Genomic DNA, 16,667 nt, shown 5'->3' with positions numbered 1-16,667 from the left:
AAGCGGGTGGGAGGCGGAGCGGGCAAAGGATCTGGCCAGGCGTGGGGGCAGGCCTGCGGTGTGTGCGGGGTGCGGGGTGCGGCCGGTGGCGTTCACCGTGCCGCGCGTCGATGTCTGCTTTGCCTGCCTGCCCGGGGGACCGCATGTTCCGCCGCCGTGCTCGGCATGCGGCAGGGCGGGGTTCTTCTATCACCAGGGCCTGTGCACCGGCTGCCATCCGTTCTCGCCGGAGCACCGCGGTTCGTGTCCGGACTGCTTCGCGTGGGGCACCAGCCGGGCCTCGCGGTGGCGTTGCTGGGGCTGTCTGGGCTGGCACCGCAAGTTCTCGAAGGCGGGGCCGGGCGGGCCGTGCGTGTGGTGCCGGCGGCCGGTGGCGGTCAACCACGACCAGGTGTGCCGGATGTGCTGGCTGCAGCGCGCCCGGCTGCGCCGCGCGACGGGGGATACACGCCTGTCCTACGCCCAGGCCCTCGAGGGCGGCTGGGTGCAGCTGTCTTTGGCCAACACCCGCCCGCAGGAACGCTGTCGCCTCCCCGCTGACGGGCCGGCGGTGCCGGGCGCGGAAGACACGTTGGCGCCGGTGGCGGCCGTGACCCACCGGCAGCCGGTCCTGTTCGCCCCGCCGCCCCGCACTCTCGCCGCCGCCCAGCGCAACGCGGTGGCCGATCCGGTTGCGTCCGCATGGCTGGTCCAGGAGCTGACCGGCTGGGCCGCGTCCCGCGGCTGGACGCGCCGCAGGCTCAGCAGGGCCCGCCGCGGCCTGCACATTCTGCTGGCGGTGCAGGACACCCCCGGCTCTGCTGTCCCGGTGAGCCTGATCGACCAGCTGACCGGGCTCGGCCTGCCCGCCCGCCTGCTGCACGAGTTCCTCGCCGCCCACCACTTCGCCGAGGACGACCGCACGCAGACCATCGACGCCTGGTTCGCCCGCATCACCGCCCGCCTGCCTGAGCCGATGACCGGCCAGCTCGCCCACTGGCTCACCGTCCGCCTCAACGGCCACGCCCGGCCCCCGCGCAGCCGGCCCCGCTCTGCGGTCACGGTGCGCCACCAGCTGCACTTCGCGCTGCCCGTGCTCACCCGCCTCGCCGACGCCGGCACCCGCGACCTCACCGACGTCACTCCCGTCCAGCTCCGCATACAGCTGACCGCCTGCCGTCTGACCGGCACCGACTACGCCCACACCGCCTCGGGCCTGCGGGCCGTGTTCACCACCCTCGCAGCCCACCGCATCATTGCCTCGAACCCGGCCGTGCACCTCCGCGTCGGCACCCCCTCGAAGACCATTCCCTTGCCCGCCGACACCGCCCCGATCCGCCAGGCCCTCACCGGCCCGGACCCGGCCCGGGCCGCCGTCACCGCCCTGCTCGCCTTCCACGCCCTGCGCGCGAGCGAGATCCGCCACCTCACCCTGAACGACGCCCGCGACCTCGAGACAGACCGCCTGCACCTGCCCGCCCGCACCATCACACTCGCAGAACCGGTCCGCGTACGCCTGGCCGTCTACCTCGCCCACCGCACCCAGTGCTGGCCGAACACCACCAACCGGTACTTCTTCGTCACCAGCCGCACCGCCCTGTCCACCGTGCCGGTCAGCCGCCCCTGGCTGTACCGGCGCTACCCCGCCTCCAGCCATCTGCTGCGCGGCGACCGCATCGTCGACGAAGTTCAGGGCGCCGGCGGCGACGCCCGGATGATCTGCGAGCTGTTCGGGCTCAGCATCCAGGCTGCCACCCGCTACACCGCCGCTGGGGGCTTTGCCTCCGGGTGACGACCAGTCGCCGCAAGGCCCCGGGTCGGCCGAAGGTTTCGGCCGACCCGATGTACCCCTGCCTCACGTCACGGCCGGGACCAGCACGGCCAGCAGCGCGATGAACAGCGTCATGACGCTGAAGAACACGAAGCTGCCGCGGCCGATGGCCGTGGAGACCGACGAGCCCCCCTCGCGGGCGACGTTGTAGCCGATCAGACCTGCGATGGCGGAGAGGGCCACGAGGGCAACCAGGACCAGAAGCAGGATCAGGAGGTTCTGCACGCTCACGCCGCACCCCGCTGGTTCTGCCTGCGGGAGACGGCCTGCGTGTGCAGCTGCCCCGGGATCCAGATCCGGCGCTCGCGGGCAGCCTGGTACAGGGCCGTCCTGAACCGCGACCTACGCTTGCGGACGGTGGCGCTGGTGAGCTTCAGCCGCTCGGCGATCTCGGTGTCCGGGAATCCCATGACCGTCAGGCGCACGACCGCCTGCGTCTCCGGCGCCTGCTCTTCGAGGATGTCCTCGAAGTCCGTGCTGAACACCTCCGACTCGATCTCGTAGCTGGTGGCCTGGAGCAGCCCGCCGATACCGGCCTCGTTCGCGGCGTCCTCCGTGAAGTCGTACACGGCGTGCAGCCGCGCCCAGCTGACCCGCTGCCTGGCCCACCTCACGTACGCGCGCCGGAACACCCACACGCACTGGCCGATGAAGTACGTCATCAGGCAGCAGGCGCCGCGCGGTCCGTTGTAGTCCGCCGTCCAGCCCCGCCCGCTCTGCAGGTCGCGGCGGAACTTGCGCATCGCCTCGGCGAGCACGTCGACCATGATGACGTCCCGCTCGCTGCTGCTGCTGTGCAGCAGGCGCATGTCGTCCTCGTGGACGAAGAACTTCCAGCCCCGGCTCTTGCACTGCTTCAGGGCGAGCCGGGCAAGCGTGCCCTTGCGGAGCATGCCGAGCAGGATCGGCTCGGCCTCCCGGTAAATCTCGATCTCGAACGCCTCGTAGGCCAGCCCCTCGAACGCACCGCAGGCCAGCTCCTCGATTCGCGCAGCGTCCTGCTCGATCCGCGCCGCGTCTTCCCCGCCCAGCACCGCGTCAACGGCCTCGACGATCTCTGCATCCACACTCATGGCATAAGCCCCCTCGTCGTGGTCTGCCCCCGACCTCCGACGACGCTTTTGAGTCGCGCGCAAGAGCTGCGAAGCAGATCGCTTGTTGACCAGACCATGGGCATCCGTCTCCAGAGCCAGCTCATCGAACAGATCGCCAAGCGGCAGCCGCCATCTGCCTGATGACCCATCCAGGCATGAGGGGCAGTCCTCAGCGCTGGCCGCCCAGGTTGCCCGGCCACGCCTCGCCCGAGCGCGGCGAGCGGCCCGTGTCTTCCGGCAGGTGGTCGTGCTCCCGCAGGTACCGGGCCAGGTCCTCGGCCCGCTTCGGGGCGGTCTCGTGTGCCCGCTCCGCCGTCCGCTCCCGCCGGGCCACGTCCGGCCACGACACGGAGACGACGCCGGGCGTGATCGTCAGCAGCGGGCGCGGGCCTTCCTCCCCGGCCCATCCGGGCCGCTTCTGGAAGAGTCCGGCCGCCGCTGAGACGAGCTCCGGCGTCGGGAAGCTGAGCTGTGTGGCTCCCTGGCTCTGACCGGGGCAAGGACAGGCAGGACAAGCCGCGGGCCCGGGCACCGTTGCAAAAGACCGCCTGAGGAACCGGCCGCGCCGGGGCGCGCCTGTCTGCCTGGCTGGCCGCCCCGGCCCGTGGCGGCCGCTCGTCGATGCGTCGGCGGTGCGCGGCGATGCAGGGCCGGCTATCCCCCAAATGGCCGCTGACCTCGGGAAACGCTGAGAGAAGAGCAGCACCCGATACCCCCGAATGTGACGCATGAATGGTATAGTTGTCTTGTTGGTTGGCGGTGGCAGTCGGCCAGCACCGAAACCCATACTCTGATCAAAGGGGGCAGCTATGCCCGCGACTGCAGCGGCCGCCTGGACCTTCGCGCTCTGGGTGTCGCCCACCGGCATCTTCCGTCTGCTCGACTGGGGCACCGTCACCACCCCGCAGCACGCTGCGATACCGCCCGGCCGGTGAGTCTCACGGGCGAGCTGACGATGTGGGCGGACGAGGTCGCCATCGGGCTGCGCCGCCCGCGCAACCCGCACGCCTCGGCCCTGCTGCTGGCCTATCAGCCGCACCCGGGCCTGCACTTCGGCGACGTCGTCTTCACCGGCGTCACGGACTCCAGGACCGACACCGTCCACGGGCTCGCCGAGGACCAGGCCCTGACGCTGCTCGACCTCTACCTGCTGCGTATCAACGCCCGCGTACCGGTCGCGCGGCGCCTCTGACGCCAGGTCGCCCCGGGCTCCGGACGTGCATTTCGGGGCCCGTCCCTCCGGATAACCGAGAAAGGGGAAATCCATGAAATGCACGATCGTCGGTGACTGGTACGACTGCTGGGATCTCGCCTCGGCTTTCGCCGTCGTCGTCGAGGGAGAAACCCTCGACGAGGCCAAGCAGAACGCGGCCGAGGCCGTTCTGGAGCGCTTCCCGCACCGCGCCGAGGGCGAGGACGGCGAGAGGCCCGAAACCCTGTGGGGTGGCGACAACGGCGCCTACGTCGTCGCGGCGTTCGAGGGAGACCTGCGAACCCGGGCCATCGAGAGCGCGACGTTCGAGCTGATCGCATGTCCGCAGCAGGCGCCCAGATGTTCACCGTCATCGGCCTGACCCTGGACGTCGACTGCACCGAGCTGCTCATCGCCGCCGTCCTGCCCGGCCCGGTCGCCGACCAGATCGAGCTGCTCGCCACCAGCTAGGCCGACTTCACTCGCTGGGCCGAGGAGTTCGACGCCCCCGACCCCGACACGGCCGCCGCCCTCGCCTACGAGCACTGCCGCAGGTGGGACGACGAGGCCTGATCCACGGGGCGCAGTCGTCCGGCTGCGTCCGGTCTCTCCCGACGTCCCTCGGTCGCCGGATAGGGGAGAGGCGGGCCGGACCTTGCTGAGTCCGCCGGCGCTGGCGGCAGGCCTGCGGGGAGTCTGGGTGCAGCGGTCGGTCGGGCGCAGCACCGTGGGGCGCGGAGCCCCGCATTTTCCCCCGGGGGCGGGGCGCTGCCGTCCGTGCCGCCAGGTAGGTTGGTTCGCTGCGCCCTGCCCCACGTCGCTGCGTGCCATCTGACGAATCCGCTGCGGGCGCCGTGGTTGCGTCGGGTTCAGCGCCGGGAGGCTTGCCTCGTCACGAACCGGTCCATCGCAGTCAGGTTCACCTGCGCCTCTCACAGCCGCGACCACTACTCGCCGTACTCGGAGCGATTCCCCTGGTGGTGGATGTTCCCAGGATTCGGTATGGCGCGATGACCTGGCGACATTGCCGACTTGGTGACGGTTCTGGCAACTGCTCGGTCTGGGACTTGAGTTGTAGTGATTGCCGGCTCGTTCGGGGCGCTAGAGTATGTGCTCGACTGAACAGAGAAGCGCTCAGCGAGGGACGCGTACACCACTGACAGTTGGTGTGCTGGCAGCCTGCGGTGGTCGTGGGAAAGCTGCATGGAAAACAGATTCCTCCCTAATGACCTCTTCGTTCCTGGCCTGACGTGGACGGTTTCGCGTGGAAGCCCCCTCGCGGTGGCCCGCGTCCGCCTTGGTGCGGGAGGTCGCCCTCGTACGGTACGAGGGCACGCATGACATGACGAGCAGGAGCTCGATCATGAGTTCTGCTGCTGTGCAGATCACGTCCGAGGACGGCAGCGTCCTGGACATCGAGCGGGTCCCTGAACCGCTCCCCATTCCTGAGGCCAAGGCGCTCGGAGCGCTCCGGCGGGCCATGCGGGACAACCCGCGGATCAACCTCTCTCCCGAGGCGATCGAGACGGCTACGGGAATCTTCATCGACGTTCCCCGCCTGACTCTCCTGGCCGCCCACAAGGACGGCGTCGACGGGCTTGGCACCCTCTACGCCGGGGCGACCGCGCTGTACGTCCTGGAAGGCGTCGCTGACGGTGCCAACTTGTCGACAGTGCTGGGGAACCCCCGGCTGTCGCACCTGGTCAACGCCCCCAGCACTCCAGCGGCTACTGGGGTCGTCGATTCCGTCGGCCGGCAACTGGCCCAGTTGCGGGTGGACTTCGCCACCCCGGCAGCGGCCCGAGAGGTCGTAGAGGCCGTGGCTCGCGAGACCTTGCGGCAGGAGGGGGCCGACTACAGCGACTCCATCCTCAGCCACGGAGTTATGACGCCGGTTGAGGCTGTCATCGTCGAGGCGCACTACGCCGATCGCAGCAAGCCGACCATCATCGCGTCCCTCTTCGACGGCATCTCTCGGTCGGTGAGCGCCTGCCGAGTCCGCGTGCACAACCCAACGGCCACCGCGGCGGACGTGGCCCGGCTGGTCGCCGCATCCTTCGGCGACAACTTCGTCGCATCCCGTACCGCCCGCCGCCGCCGGTACACCCAGGACGCTGAGCAGCACAACGCCGCCCTGGAACGGGATGGCCTGAGCATGGCTACCCTGCGCCAGCTGCAGGCCCGCCGTGTCCCGCTCCGCTTGGTCGTCGGCGCCGTGATCCCCGAGGACGCGGCACCCGACACCCTCCCGGCCGCGATCGCGACCGCGCAGAGCGCCCGGCACATCAGCGTCAACCCGTGGGGGGACGCCGCCCAGGACGCGATGACCGCCCGACGGATGGTGGGTCACCTGCTGAGCCGCGGGCTGGTCAGCCAGGAATTTGCCGCGCTGGTCGCTGACGAGGCGCTCACCGCTGAACAGGTCAAGGCATTCGCCCAGGAACTGGATGTGGACCTCGGTCGCCTGTGCGGCACTGACGGACGCATCACGCCGCTGTGGCGGGCGCTGCTAATCGTCTACGTCCTGACGAGGCCGCGCCTCTTTGTCGAGGCCAAGCGGTTCATCCGCAGCGACCGTGGCTTCGGGCAGGTGCGGGACGAGCGGTACGCCGGCTTCCTGGGCGTGCTGATCGACATGCCCTGGCGCGCCGCCAAGCCGGGCACCACTGACGTCGCCCGCCGTGCCTGGCGCAACGGCGGGGCGCTGAGCTCCCCGGTGTTTCTGGACTGGAAGCCGGTCCTCGGTTCCCCAGAGCACCTTCGCCAGGAGGCCGACGCAGGCGACACCAACGCGACCACCACGCTGGCTGTCCTCGCCGGCACCGCGCTGATGGCCGACGCGGTGCTCACCCGGGACACCGGTAGCAAGGTCGACGACGGCCGTGTCCCGTACCGGGCCACCCCGTCGCTCCTCCTCTCCTCCTGGGTCACCACCGCCCACGGACGTCGGCAGGCCCAGGCCGTGGTCGAGACCTTTGACCCCACCAAGGCCGGCGGCACAGGCGAGGGACGCTCCGTTAAGGCGGACTACACCTATCTCTACGTCGACGCCGATGGCCGACCGGTCCCGGATGGTGCCGCCTTCCAGACTCTGCTCGAGGGCGACCTTTTCGAACAGGCTGACCCCGAGCGCACCGCTGACGAACGGCGCAAGCGTCGGGCAGCTCAGGCGGAAGCCGCGGGACGGATGCAGTCCAGGGAAGGGCGCAACGAGCAGCGCCGGACCGACCTGCTCCACACGCTCGGACAGGTTGCCAGCGTCGTGAAGAACCTGATCACCGAGGCGGCCGATTTCCCCCACCCGCTCAAGGCGCACCCCATGGGCAGCCGGGCCGAGTGGCGGACGATTCACGAGACTGTGCGCGCCCTGGAGGACCTCCTCATCGATGTGCGCCCTCCCGCCGTACCCGACCCGGGCCAGTCCGAAGACGCCGACCGTAGGGAGGCGTGATGGACAACGACGGGCAGATGAGCCTTCGCATGGTCGTCCTTCTCTTGCTCGGAGGATTCACCGTGTACGTGTCGCTCCAGCACCCTGCCATCGGCGTGGCGATCGGAATCGGCGTGGTAGTGATGGCACTTGCGAACCAGCTGATCAAGTAATACGTCAGCCGTAAGTTGGAACGCAGCGTCTCGCGATTCCGCCTATGGGTCCGTGCTCTTCAAGGCGCTGTCCCATAGGCGCTCGCATCTCACCAGCCCGTCGCACCCGCCGACCATGAGTCGCCTTCGAACTCCGCACCCGCCGGAGACTGCGATGGCGGTGATGTGCTGGGTCTGGCCGGTGATGCCACACCGGCCAGACCGGTACCGCTACGCGTCGTTGTCGGGCTCGTCGTCGACGGGTGCTGACGAGTGCCCCTTCGCCTCCAGCAGATGGTGACGGTCCCCGTCCGTCCACATGGTGTCGAGGCCCGGCTGCACGGCGTCGAGGTACGACTGCCTTTCGCTGGGCGTCATCCCCAGCGTCGCCGTCACTGCGAGGAAGACCTCCAACCATGTCGGCTTACGGTTTTGGTCTTTTGCCACCTGAAGGATGGCGTCCGGCGGGAAGGTCTTGTAGATAGGCGACCGCCAGTCGACCTCTTCCGGGTTGGGGACGGCCTGAATGGTTCCGTGGGCGAGCATCTGAATGCTGCGGTTCTCCGGCGTGACGTTGGCGAGGAGGCGTGGGTTCCAGTGGCACGCCGCCATGACGAAGCGACCGCCGACGAGTGTCGGACCGGCGATCTGCCAGCGAGTAGAGGCGACGAAATACTCCGCGTCACCGAGTCGGTAGGCCTGAACATCGTTCACGTCCACGAGTTTGACCTCGGGCAGGTGCCCGTGACCGAGCCAGCCCAGCGCGTCGTCGACCGTGCCGGCCTGCGTCATGACCTGGAACGGCCGCTGAGCGTCGAGACTGCCCCAGATGCCGCGCGCCATGTCGTGGACGTACAGGACGGCGTGCTCCGCCAGCACCGTCCGCACCTCGCTCTCGTCGACCTCGACTCGAGGGGCGACCAACGCGAGGACTTCACCGAGGTTCGTCAGGTGTCGGAACCGGTCGCCCAGGCCTTCGACGTCAGCGTCCATTGGAGGGGGATAGGCAGCGCCCCCACCCTTGGTGAAGTCCTTGTGGTTGCTGCTGACGAAGTACACCGTCTCGTCGGGGTGGTCCCGCGCGTACTCCACGGCCGTCAGCCAGATCGCCACGTCACGGGCGCCGATTTTCACGGCCCTGTTGCCCTCGCCCCTCCGTTTGGCAGGGGGCAGGACGTTAGCCTCCCGGAGCATGCCCTCGCGGAGCGCCGCCTCGCTAGTGGGCAGTATTTCCAGCAGCTCGCCGTGCTTCGCCCGCCAGAGCTTTCGTACCCCCTCGGGGTCTGCCGCGCCGAGCACCGGCTCCACTTGGTGGCTCTTGCGCCGCAGTTGGGTAAGGGCGGTCGCCGCCGCCCGGTGCGCTTCGACGTACTCGATGGCCTTCTGGGCCGCGAGCTCCTCCACAGCCATCCAAGGGGCACCGACGCGCTCCGTCTTGGTCCGCCTGATGGCGCGGAGGACCTCGGCGTCGCTGCTGTCGAGGCTCATGCCGCGTATGACACAGGTGTCCAGAATGATCATGAGGCTGCCTTTGGGTGGTGCCGTATGTCCCGCAAGGAATAGCACCCCGAATCAAGTTCTGTGTACGAGAATTGACTGGTACGGCCGTCGCCCTCGCCTACGAGCACTGCCGCAGGTGGGACGACGAGGTCTGATCCACGGGGCGCAGCCGTCCGGCTGCGCCCCCTCACTTCTCCGGCCCCCCTTTGGCCGCCGGGCAGGGGGAGGCCGGCCGGAGCCTCGCCGAAGCCGCCGGCCCCGCGTCACCGCCCGCGGGGGGCCCGGGCGCAGCAGTCCGGCAGGCGCATCACCTTGGGGGCGCAGCACCCGTTCTCTCCCCGGGTCGGAGCGCAGCGGAGTGCCCGGTCCGTGCGCTGCGCGCTCTCACGCACGGGGGGCCGGCGGTCGGTCGGCGGGGTCGCTGTGCGCCCCGGCTGCCTCGTTTCGTGCTGTCGTTCCCTTCGGCCCACGGCGCTGCGCGCCTTGGGGCGACGGCACGGCACGGCCCGCACGGTGCCCCGCACCCGGGGTCCAAAACCCGCCCCGACCACGGGAAATGCGGCCGCGAATTGTTCCAGAACCCTTGAAATGAATACTTGGAGAATGCATAATTGAAGTATGCGGATCGGTGGTGGCAGTCGGTCCGCAGCCGGAAGCGCACACTCCGATCCGAGGGAGAACCATGCCGAACGAGAACGCCCGCCGTCACCTCTGCGCCGTCCCCGTCCCCGTCCCCGTCCCCGTCCCCGTCCCGGCTCCGGCCTCCGCGCCGGAAATGCCGTACACCGAGGCTGAGATGGAGGACGCGATGGGCTATCTCCTGGCCCGTATGGTGCCGCTGACGCAGCGCACCGGCTGGACGATTGAAGAGATCATCGAATCGGACATCTTCGGCCTGCTCGCCCTGGCCTATGTCGCGGCCCTGCGCACCAACCCGCCGCTTCCCAAGACCGGCCCGGCCAGGGAACTGGACGCGCTCGCGTTCTCCTACTACCTCCGCATGCTCGCCAGCGCCCCCAAGGGCTTCGACGACGTCACCGACCTGATCGTCCTCGACAGCATCCAGTGGTGCTCCCCGGCCCTCGATGTGGCCGCCCAGGCCCGCGCCCTGCGACTCGTCCAGGACTGACCCCATCCCGGGGCGCAGCCGACCCGCTGCGCCCCGGCCCGGCGGTGGGGGAGTGGCACCCCCGCCGCGCCGAGAACCCCCACTCGAAAGCGAGGCAGACCCATGACCTACAGCCTTCCCCCGAGGCCCTCGACCCCGGAGCGCGCCGCCGACCTGCTGATGGGCCTCTTCGGTGCCGTCGGCGACGGGTGCCACACCCTGACCGTCTCGGTCACCGGCCGCGCCCGTGGGGCCCGTGTCCGTCCTGCCGTTCCACAACTTCGGCGAATACACCGACGTTGACGCGGAAGCCGCCCTCGGCGTCATCGCGTTGCTGGCGCTGACGTCCGGCCGCATTGGCGGTGCGGTCGTGCGCACCAACCACGCCGATGACACCTCCCGTGTCCTCGGCTGGCGACTGAGCGACTGCACCGCCCACCCGCTGGGCAGGGCCGAGATCTTCAGCGCCTACTGCACGGACGTCGCCACCGGTGAGCCGATCCCGCCGGAGCCCGGCGCGGAGTATGCCGATGCCCCGCCGGTCGAGGCCTGACGCCCGTCACCGGGGCGCAGCCCGACCGGCTGCGCCCGCCCGGATCGGCCGCTCGGTTTGTTCATTCGTTGTGGAGGTGGCGAGGGTGGTCGCGTCTGAGCTGCGGTTTGCCAGGTTCATTGAGCGTATCGGGAGTTACCGTCTCTTTGATCATGGCGTTTCTGGGGTCGCGCCCCTTAACCGTGGTTGGTCTCTGGGTCAGGTGCCCGCGACGACTGTGTAGACGACCCCGACGGCTACTACCAGCACGAACAGGACCGCCGCGATCACCTTGATCGTGAAGATCCCGACGACCACTGTTTTGAGCGGGTCCTCGGCCGCCTTTTTGGCTGCTTGCGTCCATGGCTCGACGAGCTGCGTTAGCGTCGGACGAGTTGGCGGCAACGGCGGGGGCGTCGGCCTTCCTCGCCTCGCGGCATCTTCCGCAATGAATTCTTGAAGGGCGTGGAGTCGACGCTCATCAGCCTTGCGGTCCCGTCTGGCCATGGCCTCATCTTCCCGTCGACAGAACGTATCGGCCAGACACTGGTACCTCCTCCGGTCGCCGTCTTCGCCGACCGCCTTCCGGCTCTCGGTCAGACGGCAAGCGCCGCCGATGCGCTGCGCTGCATCTTGCGGTGCTGCATCGAGGTCAGCGTCCGTACGAACATCATGGCCAGAGCCGCGGCCGTGATGTCGACGATGTTCGCGGCGACCAGCAGCTCCGCGGCCTCGGGCAGGTCCCACGGTTCCGCGGCCCTGACGTACTCTTGGACGTCATCCGGCCGGTCAGCACGGCGACGACCCGCAGCGTCCACCACGCGTTGACGACGGCGGCCGAGACCTTGCGCAGTTCGAGGTCAGGCCCCTCCGGGACGCTCGCCCGCCAGCTGCCGACAGTGATTCCGCGCGGTATCCAGAGGTTGGCGATCGGAAACGCGCCGATCGCCCAGCCACGGCCCCGGGTATGGCCGTACGGAGCGAAGACGTCGGCGTTCGTGCGCACGCGGTGGAACCAGACGATGAACAGGACCTCCGTCGCCAGCAGTACCGCAAGCTTTTACACCGAGTTGCAAGAGTCAGGCGAGATCGAGCGGTACGACCACACCAATCTGCTGCGCCGCGTTCAGTGCACTCCCGTAGGCGGCGCTACGTCTACGTTCCTCCGAGCAGAGCCACGGGAGCGATGGCTGACCGTTGAGACTGCCAGGGCGTCTGCTGGCATCCGTTGATGCCTGTCCTGCCCCGGGCATGGCTACGATCACTGCCTGACCGGCATCGAGATGCGTGGAGGACACCTGCGGTGGACACGGCTGGACTGCCGGATCGGATTGGTCCCTACCGTCCGCTGCGCCGCCTCGGGGCCGGCGGCATGGGAACTGTTTACTATGCGCATTCGCCGGGCGGTGTGCCTCTGGCCGTGAAGGTGCTTCACCCGGAGTTCGCGGCGGATCCGGTGCACCGCCGCCGGTTCGCCCGTGAAATCGCCACCCTGACCAAGGTCTCCGGCCCGTACCTGCTCGAGCTGGCCGACGCAGACGCCTCGGCCGCCAGGCCCTGGCTGGCCACCCCGTACGTAGCGGGCAGCACCCTGGCCGAGCACGTCCAGGCTCATGGGCCGCTCACCAGAGCCTCCCTGGCGACGTTTGCCGCGGCCACCGCGCACGCATTGGCCTGTATCCACCGTGCCGGTGTCGCCCACCGTGACCTTAAGCCCGCGAATGTGATCCTGGCCGCCGACGGCCCCCGTGTAGTGGACTTCGGAATCGCACATCACCTGGACGCAACCGCTATAACCGCGACCCGCGTGACCACGGGAACGCCGGGATGGATGGCCCCCGAGCAGCTGGAGCGCGCCGCCACCGGGACCGCCTCCGACCTATTCGCCTGGGGCCTCCTCATCGCGTACGCCGCCACCGGCCAGCACCCGTTCGGGGCGCCCACCGGCATCGAGTACCGCATCATCGCCGCGGAGCCCGAACTCGACGGCGTGCCCGCCGGTCTGGCTGGCCTGGTCGCCGCGGCCCTGGCCAAGGACCCGGCTGCACGGCGCCCGGCCGCCGAACTCGCGAGCCAGGCCGCGACCCTCCACGGACCCGCCGGTGCCGCGGCCTTCCCCACGCTCATCGATGCCCGCGGCGCCGGCCTCTCGCCGCTGCCCACCACTCTGTGGGCCCTCCCTACCGCCGCACCCGACTCCGGCCCCGGCATCTCCAGCTCCGCCACGGTCACCGCGGCTCCGGCCACGACGGAGCCGCGGGCCCAACTGGTAGCTGCCCTGGAGGAAATCCGCGCGGTGGGCGAGGAGGCCCTCCGCACTGCCATGCGGCTCTCGGACAGCCTCACAACCCACGACTCCGGCCGTTTTGAAGCGAGCACCCTGACGTCGTTCATCGCTTCGCACAACAGCAGCGCTCTCCTGGCAGCCATGCGCCTGCGGGCTGGCGATGATGCGCAAAGCGCGCAGCATCTGCACAGGATGCTGCGGAAAGACCCGCGGAAGGCCGTCGAGGCGGTTGCCTACTTCCGCGGTCCAGGCGCCTATGTGCTGAAGATGGCTGGCTACCAGGGCAACGCGCTCTACCTCGCTGACCGGCTGATCGCCGCCACCTACGACGCCTTGCCGACGATCGCCGACCACATAGCCCGCCACGACCCCGACTTCCCGGAGCTGCCCACTGCCGTCCACCGGGCATGGACGACCGCCGCTGTTCCGCCGGACCCCGCCGCTGGCCCCCGGGCCGCGCGGTGGTGGCGCGCCCTCACCAGCCGAACGCCCGCCGGATGAGCCGTCATTCCGCGCAGCGGGGCGCCGTCGGCGTAGCGCGCGTGTCGGGAGGCATGGCGCAGGTCAGGGGGTGGGAGCCGCGGTGAAGTAGTCGACGTCCGACTCCCAATAGCCGTCGCGCCGCAGCCGGAGCGATCCGTTGTGACCGTCCTCGGTGAGGATGCTCCTGAACTCGCGGTCGCCGTCCAGGGGCGGCTCGCCATCGGCGGCGAGCTCGGCCTCGAAGCGGGCTCGGATCCGTTCGGCGGTGAGGACTCTGATTTGTCCCTCGTGTAGTACGGGGAACGAGTCAAGCCGCACAGCAGCGGCCATGGCAGTCACGGTTAGGTTGGCATGCCGCGCGGCAGCGGCCTTGGCCTGTCGCTGCTGCTTCGCGACGCGCGTGATGATGCTCCCGGGGCTTGTTTGCCATGGCGGTCCCTTCGCCGACCACACGCTCAACTTGCTTTGGTGCGCGCTGGGTACGCGCCCTGCGAAGGGGTTCACCTGGTCGGCCACTCCATGGCCTGGTGGGCTCGGCCGTTCGGCGGTCCCGGAGATGGTGCGGCAGAGCGGGCGCCCGGCCCCCCCGGTTTCCGGCCGCCGCCGCGGTCTTCTGCCGCCGCCTCCGGCTGCGTCCCTCACCTCTCCAGTCCCGCCCGAGTCGGGGCGCGGAGTATGCCGATGCCCCCCCGGTAGAGGCCTGACGCCGGTCACCGGGGCGCGGCCCGACCGGCTGCGCCCCACCCGGCCCGGATCGGCGGAGCGATTCCCTGCCGGTGAAGGGCAGTTCCCATAGACGTCAGTGATCTGTATGGGATATAGTTGTCTTGTTGGTCGGCGGTGGCAGTCGGCCAACACCGAGAACACACCTCTGCGAGAGATGGAGTCACCATGACCCACACGCCCGGCGCCCTGCTCATCACCCCCGAGGCGGACATCGTCCCGGTCAACCTGCCCGCCGACACCGACAACCGGCTGGTCGTCATGCGCTCCGTGATCCGCTGCGAGCGGGTGGACGTCGTGGCGCTCACCGACCAGGTGGACATGTGGCTGGACGACGAAGGGCTCTACAACCACCCGGTCAACAAGCTCGCGACGGTGCTGGCGTTCCGCTTCGGCTTCACCTACCAGGACTACCACGGGCCCGTCCTGCTGACCGGCGGCGCGGACGCCGAGGGCGAGACGGTGCCGCTCAGCAAGGACAAGCTCCTGGCACTGCTGACCAGCCTCGAAGAGGAGCTCTAAGCCCCACGGCCGGAGCAGCCGGAAGGGCTGTTCCGGCCCCTTGCGGTGGGGGAGTGGCACCTCCGTCGCGCCGAGAACACCACTCCGAGAAGGGCACCTGTGATGAGCGCGCGCACCGCCGAGACCGTCAGTCAGTCCGTCAGCGTCCTGACCTTGTCGGCCCGTATCGCCGAGTTCGGCAGCATCACGCACCTGCCCGAGAGCATCCGCCCCGTGGGCTGGGCGGCGCACTACGCCGGAGCCGAACAGCCCTGGGAGCGGGTGGCAGAGGCCCGCGTGAACCAGGAAGTCGCCCCGCTGCTCGCCGAGATCGCGACGGTCGAGCCCTCGGCCGACGTGGCGCACCTGTACGCGTCCGTGGAGAGCTGGCGGCGCGCAGCGGTCGCGGAGACGCGCCGGACCGCTAGCAAGGAGGCGTACGAGCGGGTGGTGGGCGAGATGCGCCGGGAGGCTCTGGCCGCCATCGCCGCCAAGGGCGCGGCCTTCCAGCCGGTCGAGTGGGAGGAGTCCACGCGCATCTTCCGCGTGCAGGGCGAGTGGACTGTCACGGTGTCCGTCAGCGGGACCGACCACACGGCCGTACGGGAGGCGTTCGCGGCCGGCCTGCCCGGCAGGCGGGACGAGATCCTGGCAGACGCTCAGAAGCGCATCCCGCGCGTCTTGGGCACCGTCCGCGCCGCCGCCGACACCCCGGAGCGGGTGCGCAAGGCATGGCAGCGGGACCGCCGCAAGGGCACCGCACCGAAGCCCGCCACCGGCTGCTACTCGCCCGGCAGTTGGGTGACGTGGCAGCACCCCGAGACCGGCCAGACGCTCACCGGGATCGTCACCACGTGGCTGCCCGGCGAGCGGACCGACCCGGCCCGCCGCACGGTGATCCCCTCGGACGGCAGCGAGCCGGTCGTGATGGTGCTGGAGCCCCGAGCGAAGCCCACGGCAGGCCCGTGGAACGTCGTCTACGGCCCGGAGACGTCCAGCCCGGTGCAACCGGGCGCGCAGCAGCTCGAATTGGCCATGTGAAACCGACCGGAAAACGGCCCCGAAAGGGGCCTTTTCCTTTGCCTGCCCTCTTTCTTCTACCCTTCATTTCTCCTTTCTTGTGACGCTCCAATTCTTTTAGATTGTCTGTGACGTATCGTCAGTTTCGATGAGATGTGAGAGGGTGTCAGGTGGTGGTGCGAGGAATTGTCCGGGCGGGGGATGCGCCCCTTCGGTCGGTATTTCTTCGCCCCGCATTTTCGGCCGTAAGGCCGTGTCTGAATTCCGGGGCCGGCCTGTCTGTGCGGGGGAATTCCGGCGCGGTCTGGGGGGGAAGTGGTGAGCCCGTCAGGGCGGCAGGGAGTCACTCCGCGCCGCGCCCCGGAACGGGGCGGCGGCTCCCGGGCACGTACCGCCGTACCGGCACCGTCACCCCACCCCGGCCCCCTCGGCCCCGACAGGGGCCCCCACATACCGCCCGACACACCATCACCCCACCGAGCAGGCAGGGGATATGGGGACAGAACCCAGACTCTAGCCACGCCCCCACTACGAAACACCCCCGCACCCCCCGGCCCCGACAGGGGCCCCACCCCCACCCCCACCGTGTCCGCCACCGGCGGACACCCCGTCACCTCACACACCATCAATTCCCGCAACGCGGGAATTCGAAAGAAAGCCTGAAAGGCTTTCAAAACCCCCACAACCCGAATTGCCGAAAGGCAATTCAACCCCGCCCAGAATAAGCCCCGAAGGGGCTTATCATAAACCACCCCGAATTCGCCGACAGGCGAATTCCTGCGGAATTCCGCCGAAAGGCGGAATTCAATAGGGAGCTTTAGCTCCCTCCGCCCCC

Annotated in this window: 18 protein-coding genes and 1 pseudogene; 11 read left to right on the top strand and 8 right to left on the bottom strand. The window is 69.5% G+C overall.

The features are described from left to right. Positions 1-370 precede the first annotated feature (370 nt). Positions 371-1,771 carry a hypothetical protein gene (locus AB0M62_RS26270; protein WP_366076758.1) on the top strand — a complete coding sequence of 467 codons (1,401 nt, stop codon included), beginning with the start codon at positions 371-373 and terminating at the stop codon, positions 1,769-1,771. Between the two features lie 63 nt (positions 1,772-1,834). On the opposite strand, the gene AB0M62_RS26265 is transcribed toward AB0M62_RS26270, so the two are convergent. From AB0M62_RS26265 to AB0M62_RS26255, 3 genes are all read right to left on the bottom strand, one after another. Further along, positions 1,835-2,041 (bottom strand): hypothetical protein, encoded by a 207-nt coding sequence (locus AB0M62_RS26265; RefSeq protein WP_366076757.1) that lies wholly within the window; start codon positions 2,039-2,041, stop codon positions 1,835-1,837. Further along, positions 2,038-2,883 carry a hypothetical protein gene (locus AB0M62_RS26260; protein WP_366076756.1) on the bottom strand — a complete coding sequence of 282 codons (846 nt, stop codon included), beginning with the start codon at positions 2,881-2,883 and terminating at the stop codon, positions 2,038-2,040. The genes AB0M62_RS26265 and AB0M62_RS26260 overlap by 4 nt, the downstream gene beginning before the upstream one ends. Positions 2,884-3,073: 190 nt before the next feature. Continuing rightward, positions 3,074-3,253, bottom strand: coding sequence for a hypothetical protein (locus AB0M62_RS26255; protein ID WP_366076755.1), 180 nt, complete (start codon positions 3,251-3,253; stop codon positions 3,074-3,076). A gap of 460 nt (positions 3,254-3,713) precedes the next feature. Between AB0M62_RS26255 and AB0M62_RS26250 the strand changes: the two genes are divergently transcribed. The 5 genes from AB0M62_RS26250 (at position 3,714) to AB0M62_RS26230 (ending at position 7,699) form a co-directional block, all read left to right on the top strand. Continuing rightward, complete coding sequence (locus tag AB0M62_RS26250; RefSeq protein ID WP_366076754.1) at positions 3,714-3,839, top strand: hypothetical protein; 126 nt, start codon at positions 3,714-3,716, stop codon at positions 3,837-3,839. Continuing rightward, positions 3,836-4,096 carry a hypothetical protein gene (locus tag AB0M62_RS26245; RefSeq protein WP_366076753.1) on the top strand — a complete coding sequence of 87 codons (261 nt, stop codon included), beginning with the start codon at positions 3,836-3,838 and terminating at the stop codon, positions 4,094-4,096. Before AB0M62_RS26250 ends, AB0M62_RS26245 begins: the two co-directional genes overlap by 4 nt. A 73-nt stretch (positions 4,097-4,169) precedes the next feature. Continuing rightward, complete coding sequence (locus AB0M62_RS26240; RefSeq protein ID WP_366076752.1) at positions 4,170-4,478, top strand: hypothetical protein; 309 nt, start codon at positions 4,170-4,172, stop codon at positions 4,476-4,478. Between the two features lie 981 nt (positions 4,479-5,459). Continuing rightward, the gene (locus AB0M62_RS26235; protein WP_366076751.1) at positions 5,460-7,547 is read left to right on the top strand and encodes a hypothetical protein; all 2,088 of its coding nucleotides are present in this window, start codon (positions 5,460-5,462) and stop codon (positions 7,545-7,547) included. Beyond that, entirely contained in the window at positions 7,547-7,699 is a 153-nt protein-coding gene (locus tag AB0M62_RS26230; RefSeq protein ID WP_366076750.1) for a hypothetical protein, read from the top strand. Before AB0M62_RS26235 ends, AB0M62_RS26230 begins: the two co-directional genes overlap by 1 nt. Positions 7,700-7,909: 210 nt before the next feature. Here AB0M62_RS26230 and AB0M62_RS26225 read toward each other — a convergent pair whose 3' ends face one another. Further along, positions 7,910-9,199: a PIN domain-containing protein gene (locus tag AB0M62_RS26225; protein WP_366076749.1), complete on the bottom strand. Its 1,290-nt coding sequence runs from the start codon at positions 9,197-9,199 to the stop codon at positions 7,910-7,912. A 661-nt stretch (positions 9,200-9,860) separates the two neighbouring features. On the opposite strand from AB0M62_RS26225, the gene AB0M62_RS26220 reads away from it, so the two are divergent. Then, positions 9,861-10,307, top strand: a complete 447-nt coding sequence (locus tag AB0M62_RS26220) for a hypothetical protein (protein ID WP_366076748.1) — start codon at positions 9,861-9,863, stop codon at positions 10,305-10,307. A gap of 235 nt (positions 10,308-10,542) precedes the next feature. After that, positions 10,543-10,839 (top strand): hypothetical protein, encoded by a 297-nt coding sequence (locus AB0M62_RS26215; protein ID WP_366076747.1) that lies wholly within the window; start codon positions 10,543-10,545, stop codon positions 10,837-10,839. A gap of 198 nt (positions 10,840-11,037) precedes the next feature. Here AB0M62_RS26215 and AB0M62_RS26210 read toward each other — a convergent pair whose 3' ends face one another. From AB0M62_RS26210 to AB0M62_RS26200, 3 genes and pseudogenes are all read right to left on the bottom strand, one after another. Then, the gene (locus AB0M62_RS26210) at positions 11,038-11,325 is read right to left on the bottom strand and encodes a hypothetical protein (RefSeq protein WP_366076745.1); all 288 of its coding nucleotides are present in this window, start codon (positions 11,323-11,325) and stop codon (positions 11,038-11,040) included. A gap of 89 nt (positions 11,326-11,414) precedes the next feature. Continuing rightward, positions 11,415-11,639 carry a hypothetical protein gene (locus AB0M62_RS26205; protein ID WP_366076828.1) on the bottom strand — a complete coding sequence of 75 codons (225 nt, stop codon included), beginning with the start codon at positions 11,637-11,639 and terminating at the stop codon, positions 11,415-11,417. A gap of 8 nt (positions 11,640-11,647) precedes the next feature. Continuing rightward, positions 11,648-11,824: pseudogene (locus AB0M62_RS26200) on the bottom strand (hypothetical protein); the annotation flags it as partial. 225 nt (positions 11,825-12,049) lie between these two features. Here AB0M62_RS26200 and AB0M62_RS26195 point away from each other — a divergent pair. Further along, positions 12,050-13,606, top strand: a complete 1,557-nt coding sequence (locus AB0M62_RS26195) for a serine/threonine-protein kinase (RefSeq protein ID WP_366076744.1) — start codon at positions 12,050-12,052, stop codon at positions 13,604-13,606. Between the two features lie 63 nt (positions 13,607-13,669). On the opposite strand, the gene AB0M62_RS26190 is transcribed toward AB0M62_RS26195, so the two are convergent. Then, the gene (locus tag AB0M62_RS26190) at positions 13,670-13,918 is read right to left on the bottom strand and encodes a hypothetical protein (protein ID WP_366076743.1); all 249 of its coding nucleotides are present in this window, start codon (positions 13,916-13,918) and stop codon (positions 13,670-13,672) included. Between the two features lie 561 nt (positions 13,919-14,479). On the opposite strand from AB0M62_RS26190, the gene AB0M62_RS26185 reads away from it, so the two are divergent. Then, positions 14,480-14,833 (top strand): DUF3846 domain-containing protein, encoded by a 354-nt coding sequence (locus AB0M62_RS26185; protein ID WP_366076742.1) that lies wholly within the window; start codon positions 14,480-14,482, stop codon positions 14,831-14,833. 102 nt (positions 14,834-14,935) lie between these two features. Then, positions 14,936-15,853 carry a hypothetical protein gene (locus tag AB0M62_RS26180; protein WP_366076741.1) on the top strand — a complete coding sequence of 306 codons (918 nt, stop codon included), beginning with the start codon at positions 14,936-14,938 and terminating at the stop codon, positions 15,851-15,853. Positions 15,854-16,667 lie beyond the last annotated feature (814 nt).

The sequence above is a fragment of the Streptomyces sp. NPDC051219 genome, from assembly GCF_040682335.1.
Lineage (GTDB): Bacteria > Actinomycetota > Actinomycetes > Streptomycetales > Streptomycetaceae > Streptomyces.
This window is presented reverse-complemented; position numbering and strand designations above follow the sequence as displayed.